Source organism: Alicyclobacillus fodiniaquatilis, assembly GCF_042678105.1.
In the GTDB taxonomy this organism is placed as follows: domain Bacteria; phylum Bacillota; class Bacilli; order Alicyclobacillales; family Alicyclobacillaceae; genus Alicyclobacillus; species Alicyclobacillus fodiniaquatilis.
Map to the genome: position 1 here is coordinate 1 of NZ_JBHUCX010000042.1, position 6729 is coordinate 6729.

Genomic DNA, 6729 nt, shown 5'->3' on the forward strand with positions numbered 1-6729 from the left:
TTTGAAATCTGCATCGTATTGTTTTGTCATCGTAGACACCTCGAATCAATTTACTTATTTTCACATTCTCGATTCGTTGTGTCCACACTTTTAACCTAACACCAGAGTGAGTACGCAGGCCGGGTTTCAGATAGAATATTGCGAAATCTTATTTTTGGGGGGTACCTTGCGCTGCGTTAGAGACACCCTCCCACGCTTCCCAAGTCGCTAGGCGACCAGCATAAACGTCACGCACTCTAGGCAGGACATCGGTGCCTATCGCGAATCGCAGCGGCGGCTCCTCTGCATCTACGATCTTGAGGATAGCTTCTGCTGTCGCTTGCGGATCACCGCGTTCTGCGCTCGATAGACCTTGGAAAATTCGCTTGCGAAGAGCAGCATAGGCGTCCATTTCCGTTGCTACCTTTAAAGACGCAGGCGTTCCAAAGTCGGTCGCATAGGCACCCGGCTCGAGCAGTGTCACCTTGATCCCATGGCTTGTGACCTCATGAGCGAGGCTTTCGTGGAGCGCTTCGACCGCCCATTTGGAGGCAGAATAGAAGCCGATGAGCGGCATCGCTACAATTCCAAGGAGGCTTGAGACGCCAAGTATATGTCCGCTACCCTGTTGCCGTAGCAGTGGCAGAGCAGCTTGGATGACCCTTAGCATGCCAAAGTAGTTCGTGTCAAACAGAGCGCGTATGTCGGCCTCGCTAGCCTCTTCGACCATGCCGACTAGGGAGTACCCTGCATTGTTTAGTACGACATCCAGCCTACCGAAATGCGCGTGAGCCTGCTGTACGACATTCCGCACCTGATAGGTATCAGTTACGTCGAGCTCCATGGGAAGAACGGAGTCTCCAAAACGTTCTTTCAGGTCGACGATGTTTCCCAAATTCCGGGCGGTCGCCGCTACCTTGTCGCCACGCGTAAGAGCAGCTTCCGCCCAAATACGTCCAAAACCGCGAGAAGTCCCCGTAATAAACCAGACTTTTTTATCCATAAGGTATACTCCTTTGTATGGGATACCTGTATTAAATCACACACATACGGAACTGTACAGTTCCGAAACGTAATAGTTCCGTAATGATAAGGGGTTTGAATTCATGAGTGAAACCAAAAGGGTAAAGTCCACTAGCTCCAAACTATCTAAAGACGTAGAGGAAAAGCCAACGCGCCCGTTAGGCCGCAAGCGAGATCACACGCGGGATGCTGAAATCCTCGAGGCGACAATCGACATCCTCGCCGAAGCAGGTTTCGATAGTATGACAATAGACATGGTCGCGGCTCGAGCGAAGGCCGGTAAGGCTACCATATACCGCCGCTGGTCTTCCAAGGCAGAGTTAGCCCGAGAAGCCTTAGCCTGGATGAACCGAAACCATCTTGAGCTCGAGCGCTTGCCCGACACAGGAACCTTGCGCGGCGATCTACTTGCACTTTTGAAGCCTCAATCCTTCGAGGAAGAAGAGCGAAAACTTCGAGTCATCGCGGGTCTAGGCTCCTTTTTCTCTCACCCGGTATTTGCTGAAGCGGGGAAAACCGGGATTTTTGAGTCGTGGGTTGCCGTGAACCGGGAACTGATGCACCGAGCCGTCGCCCGCGGAGAAATTCCCGCAAACGCAAACATTGAGATGGCTTGCCAAGTTATTGCTTCAATGGCTGCTGTCCGTGGACTCATCCAGCGCAAGCCGTTCGACAAGCGTTTCTTCACTCCGCTAATCGACGGCATTCTGCTGCCTGCTCTCAAAAACCCGCAAACAGATCCAAATGTTATAGACCGATGATTTTATGGCCAGACTCTTCGCACCCTTGCCCTTGAGCGACAAAACAACGGGTAGACCACACCGAATATTATGCATTCGTAACCGTACCAAACTCTTCAGTTATTGCACCCTTATGCGCAATAAGCCATCTTGACTTAATCAACCTTAACTGCACATAAAACGGAGTACCTTTGATCCTCCGTTGGTAATGTTGCGCTTTGCTCTGTTCGTCTGCAATAGCCGTGGCTAATTGTGGCAGTTTATAGGTGCTCGTCCCAAAACTAATCTTACGACTTTACTGATATTGCATAGTGACAACGCCGGAATATTGAGACAGATTATTAGTGTTAACGTTTAATACACTCATTTCGCTCGAACTCTCACCGGAAGCTTCAATAAAACGATCGACTTTATCAAACATGAGCGTACCAACGAACGATAGTGCCTTCGTACGGTAATGCATCGGTATCGTCACCGTAGGATGGAGTTGGTTCATCACTTGGACAGCATCAACTCCATTTAAAGTCGCTTTACCGCCGACCGGAATCATCAGAATGTCTACTTCGCCAATATCTCTGATTTGATCCTCTGCCAATAGGTGACCTAAATCCCCGCAATGGACAATGGTCAACCCATCCACCACAAAGCGAAATACAATATTGTTTCCTCGTTTCTTGCCGTTTACCTTGTCATGATAGGTCTTAAATCCCCTGATGAATACATGATCATGACTGTATTCCTTCGGCTCATTTACCAGCATGTAGTTGCCAGAGGCTACATGAATTTTATTGTGATCTCCGTGATTATGTGTCACAGCAACAATATCCGCTGCGATCGGTTTTGGCATCTTATAACCGAGTAATTTATCATACGGATCGATGAGAATGCGCGTACCAAATTCGGATGTCAATAAGAATGCCGATTGACCAAACCACTTAATTTGCATAACAACGCCACCTTCTTAATTATTTTTGTATGCGATGTTGCATAGCTACCCGTTATTCATAAATGAGCAATTGTCGCCTCTTTGTTAACTACTTTGAGCGCGGTCAGCAATAGTCATTATAGTGCTGTGACGCTAACCGCGATCACAATAATCACAATGTGATGCAGACCGCTATCTGAAATTTGTTCTTGGGTTTTACACTCCTATCGCATTCAGTTATAATAAGTGAGGAATTCCCCGCTTATCATAAACAGGGAATTCCTCACTTGTCAACGAGTTTCACAAACTTGATATTGGGAATGGATATCGTGAAGAGTATAGGAGAAACAAAGGGTCGAACAGAACGCCGCGATGCGGCTGAAAATCGTAAACGAATAATAGATGCGGCAACTAAGCTTTTTGAACAACATGGTGTTGAGCATGTCAGCATAAACCAAATTGCGATGGAAGCCCAAATTGGTTCGGCAACTCTTTACCGCCGTTATAAAAACAAAAGTGATTTATGTCTGGATTTAATTAAGGACAAGATCGCTCTGCTCTTTGAGGACATTGAAGTGTACTTAAAAGAGAATCAGACTGCTCCACCCCGTGAGCGCTTAAAAGGGATAATCAGTCTTTTTATGAGCTTTCGCGATAAAAAGCTTCAGTTGCTGGCAGGTGTTGAAGAGGGCGCCCTAGCGGGTAGTCATTTCCTGTTCAGTTTGCACGAAATCATCGTGCAACTATTTGACGAGATGAAAACAGAGGAACAGACCCAACCCAACACTGTGTTTAAGGTTGATATGCTATTTGCGGCTTTAAGAAGTGATTCATATGTGTTTCAAAGAGATGTCCGTGGGTATTCGTCTGAATCGTTTTTGGAGCAAATTTGCTTGACATTTTTTCCGGAGAAATAGCGTACGCCTGTCCATGTACATGGAGCCATTCACTGAATTCACAATACAAGGGCTGCGAGCTGCCGTTTTCTAAATTGATTTATGACGTTCACGCTCAATAACCCTGTCCATCTTGCGCTAACCTGTCCTTTAATGTCACATGAATGGCAGAGAAAAACTTGGATAAATATACATTATAGGTTCAATGTTAAATATACATCGTCCATCTGGTCTTGAGTGATCCCAATATACCTAAGCGTCACAGATGGAGCAGAGTGATTTAGCAGCTTCTGGATTAAGGTGATGTCCTGGCCCTGTTTGTACGCGTGATATGCAAATGTTTTGCGCAGCGTGTGCGTTCCGATACGTTCTTTTATCCGAACCGCTTTAGCGGCCTTATTTAGGGCCTTCCAGGCCTGCACCCTCTGTATAGGACAATTGCCCTTGCGAGAAACGAAAAGCGGATCAGAACGTAAATATGGGGATCGTTTTTCTAAGTACTCCTCGATTGACTTTCTTGCGCTGGAGCTGATTGGAAAAGTTTTTGCTTTTCCTGTTTTCTTTTCCCGAATTGTAATTCGATCCAGCACTTTGCCTCGTTCGTTCAGCACGTCTTCGATGTTCAACCTCAAAAGATCACTCACGCGCAGCCCGCTGTTGATCCCCAACACGAACAGACAGTAATTCCGTAAATTACTTCCTCGAAGCATCAATTTCATGGCTTCAATTTTCTTTTTGTCGCGAATCGGTTCCACGAATTCCACTTAGAAACACATCCATATATTTAGGATAATTATGTTTCATTGTAGCCTAAGTCCGAAAAATGGTACAGTACAAAAAATACCGAAATCCCTTGTGCCACATGGGATTTCGGCGTTTGTAGAAAGAAACACAATATCCTTGTGTTTCTTTCAGGGGTTGTATGTAGAGAAGGTAAATCGGCATTCTGACGCAAAGTTATATTGCTAGTGCACACACCATCATTGAGGCGTGTTGTGTCACAACGGACAGGTTAACGACATAAGCAGTTCCTTCTAAATGCTGTGGGCATGGGGGACAGTGGACAGACAGACACCTCACAGAAATAAAGCACTGAATATTTGAACAAAGAGCAGGAACCCACAGAGGAATAACGTAACTAGAGAGACAATACTTTAATGTACTCGTATTTGACATTCATCATTTCGTATCGTTTGTTTCACTAGTCTCGAGTACCAATGGATCATTCTTAAGATGTGAGGTGCAAATAGATGGATAATCATTCTACGGAAAACTCGGAAGATACGGTAATCGACAATGCTGGCGGCGGTTTGCGTGGATTGCGGGCACAACCATCGGCACAACTGTTCGAGGCTGTGCGTGATTCTTATGGGATAAACGGTTTGGAAGATAGCATTGACCTTGGTGGGTCATCAAGCCTAAATTTGCTCGTTACGGATGCACACAACCGATATGTAGTTCGAGTATACCGTCCATATGTCACTGAAGCCAGGCTTGCAGATGTCCAGCTCGCGCGTAATGAGGTTAGAGCAAATGGCGTGCCAACATCTGAATTAATACGAACACTGGACGGGCAGCAATGGATCATATTTGACCACCGTCTCGTTGAGGTTGAGCGATATGTAGAGAGTGATTTAGTCATGGACTCATGGGAGTTGCTATTGGCAGGTCTTCCCCTGCTAGGTAGAATTCATACGATTCTACGAGGCATGCAGTTTAGTATAGACGGAAAGAATCCACTCTTCGCTAATTACATTGCTCCAGAAAAGGCGCTTGCTACGACATTGCAAGGCACTCAACGCATACGAGGGTGGCCCCCGTCATCGTACAACCAGAGGCTTGCGGACGCTGCAGACGAACTAGCCCACCTGGTCTCCGATCATGAAAAAGAGTTTATTACGATGCTTCCACGGCAGGTCGTACATGGAGACTACTGGGATAACAATGTGTTTTTCCGAGATGGTCGCATCGTGCTTGTCACCGATTTCGACTTCATGGGCGAGCGTACCCGTATTGATGATCTTGCACTAATTCTGTACTACTGCTGTATTGGCGGCAATTACGGCGATAGTGCTGCCGTCACTGATGAGCTGTTGCGAAAGCTACGAAACCTGATTGACGCATACAATGAAGGTTTGGATGAACGCTTGTCAATGGAGGAACGGTTAGCACTTCCGTTAGCTATCGCTCGTCAACCATTGTCCGGGATCGGTGGATGGGTCGCCTTACTGGATGATGAGAGGGCTGCGAAGCGGCACGCCCAGGGAATGCTTGGCGAGGTTGAATGGGCGTTAGACATCCCACGCAATCTCGACCGATGGCGGGCAGCGTTCGCCTAATTCACGAGCACATAGTACACCACGCCTCCTTGGGATGACATGCATGAGGATATACATAGTCAATTGTTCTGAAATAGTAGGTGAGGTGAAGTACTTATGAAAGGAGAATTGGGTTGAATCGAATAGATGTCGTAATACGCTCCCTGGGTCAAGCTGAATTATCCTTGATTAAGGATGTGTTTTCGAATGAAAATTACTGGCATGATTCACGTTATGAACAGCAAGTTAACGGTGAAGCCGAGTATCTTTTCGCTTGGTTGGACGGAAGTCCGATAGGACATTTATTACTTCTTTGGAATGGAACCTCGGATGAGCCAGTTGCATCAGATTTGAAAAATTGCCCTCATATCCAAAATTTGTGCGTTCTCGAAAAACATAGACGTAAAGGAGTAGGAACCACATTAATGGAGTGTGCCGAAACGCTCGCCAAAGAACGTGGTTTTACTCGTATAGGTCTTAGCGTTGGGACGGAAAATCTGACAGCTAAAAAGCTTTATGAACGATTAGGATATGTGGAACAAACATCTTTTGGCATAATCATTGCTTCATGGATCGTAGTGAACGAGGATGGTCAATCTGAAGAAAATAGTGCATCGATTGTATATATGGTGAAAGCGATGAGCTGACGAGGGGGTAACAGGAATATTATGCGAGGGAAAAAGGATTTACATCTGTGTTTTCTGTTCTTAAGGATGGGTGTTCCTTACTGCGCATAAGAGGGCGTTAGTCATAATGAACGAGGCCGGCCCCATTTCGTAAGCACGTGGGTTACACTGAATTTGGGATAACCAGTGCAGAGCCACAATACGAAAAGGAGCCGGTTATAG

The 6729-nt window shown here is 46.2% G+C and carries 7 protein-coding genes; 4 read left to right on the plus strand and 3 right to left on the minus strand.

The genetic code is table 11. From position 1 onward, the window contains the following. Positions 1–148 precede the first annotated feature (148 nt). Positions 149–982, minus strand: a complete 834-nt coding sequence (locus ACFSB2_RS15065) for an SDR family NAD(P)-dependent oxidoreductase (RefSeq protein WP_377943914.1) — start codon at positions 980–982, stop codon at positions 149–151. A 103-nt stretch (positions 983–1085) separates the two neighbouring features. Between ACFSB2_RS15065 and ACFSB2_RS15070 the strand changes: the two genes are divergently transcribed. Then, a complete protein-coding gene (locus tag ACFSB2_RS15070) occupies positions 1086–1763 on the plus strand; it encodes a TetR/AcrR family transcriptional regulator (RefSeq protein WP_377943915.1) in 678 nt (225 codons plus the stop codon). A 274-nt stretch (positions 1764–2037) separates the two neighbouring features. Here ACFSB2_RS15070 and ACFSB2_RS15075 read toward each other — a convergent pair whose 3' ends face one another. Beyond that, a complete protein-coding gene (locus ACFSB2_RS15075) occupies positions 2038–2688 on the minus strand; it encodes an MBL fold metallo-hydrolase (RefSeq protein WP_377943916.1) in 651 nt (216 codons plus the stop codon). A gap of 299 nt (positions 2689–2987) precedes the next feature. On the opposite strand from ACFSB2_RS15075, the gene ACFSB2_RS15080 reads away from it, so the two are divergent. After that, complete coding sequence (locus ACFSB2_RS15080) at positions 2988–3584, plus strand: TetR/AcrR family transcriptional regulator (protein WP_377943920.1); 597 nt, start codon at positions 2988–2990, stop codon at positions 3582–3584. Between the two features lie 173 nt (positions 3585–3757). Here the strand turns inward: ACFSB2_RS15080 and ACFSB2_RS15085 are convergent, their stop codons facing one another. Beyond that, positions 3758–4327 carry a site-specific integrase gene (locus ACFSB2_RS15085; RefSeq protein ID WP_377943917.1) on the minus strand — a complete coding sequence of 190 codons (570 nt, stop codon included), beginning with the start codon at positions 4325–4327 and terminating at the stop codon, positions 3758–3760. A 486-nt stretch (positions 4328–4813) separates the two neighbouring features. On the opposite strand from ACFSB2_RS15085, the gene ACFSB2_RS15090 reads away from it, so the two are divergent. Beyond that, positions 4814–5902 (plus strand): phosphotransferase, encoded by a 1089-nt coding sequence (locus ACFSB2_RS15090; RefSeq protein ID WP_377943918.1) that lies wholly within the window; start codon positions 4814–4816, stop codon positions 5900–5902. Between the two features lie 113 nt (positions 5903–6015). Beyond that, the gene (locus ACFSB2_RS15095; RefSeq protein ID WP_377943919.1) at positions 6016–6528 is read left to right on the plus strand and encodes a GNAT family N-acetyltransferase; all 513 of its coding nucleotides are present in this window, start codon (positions 6016–6018) and stop codon (positions 6526–6528) included. The last annotated feature ends 201 nt before the right edge of the window (positions 6529–6729 follow it).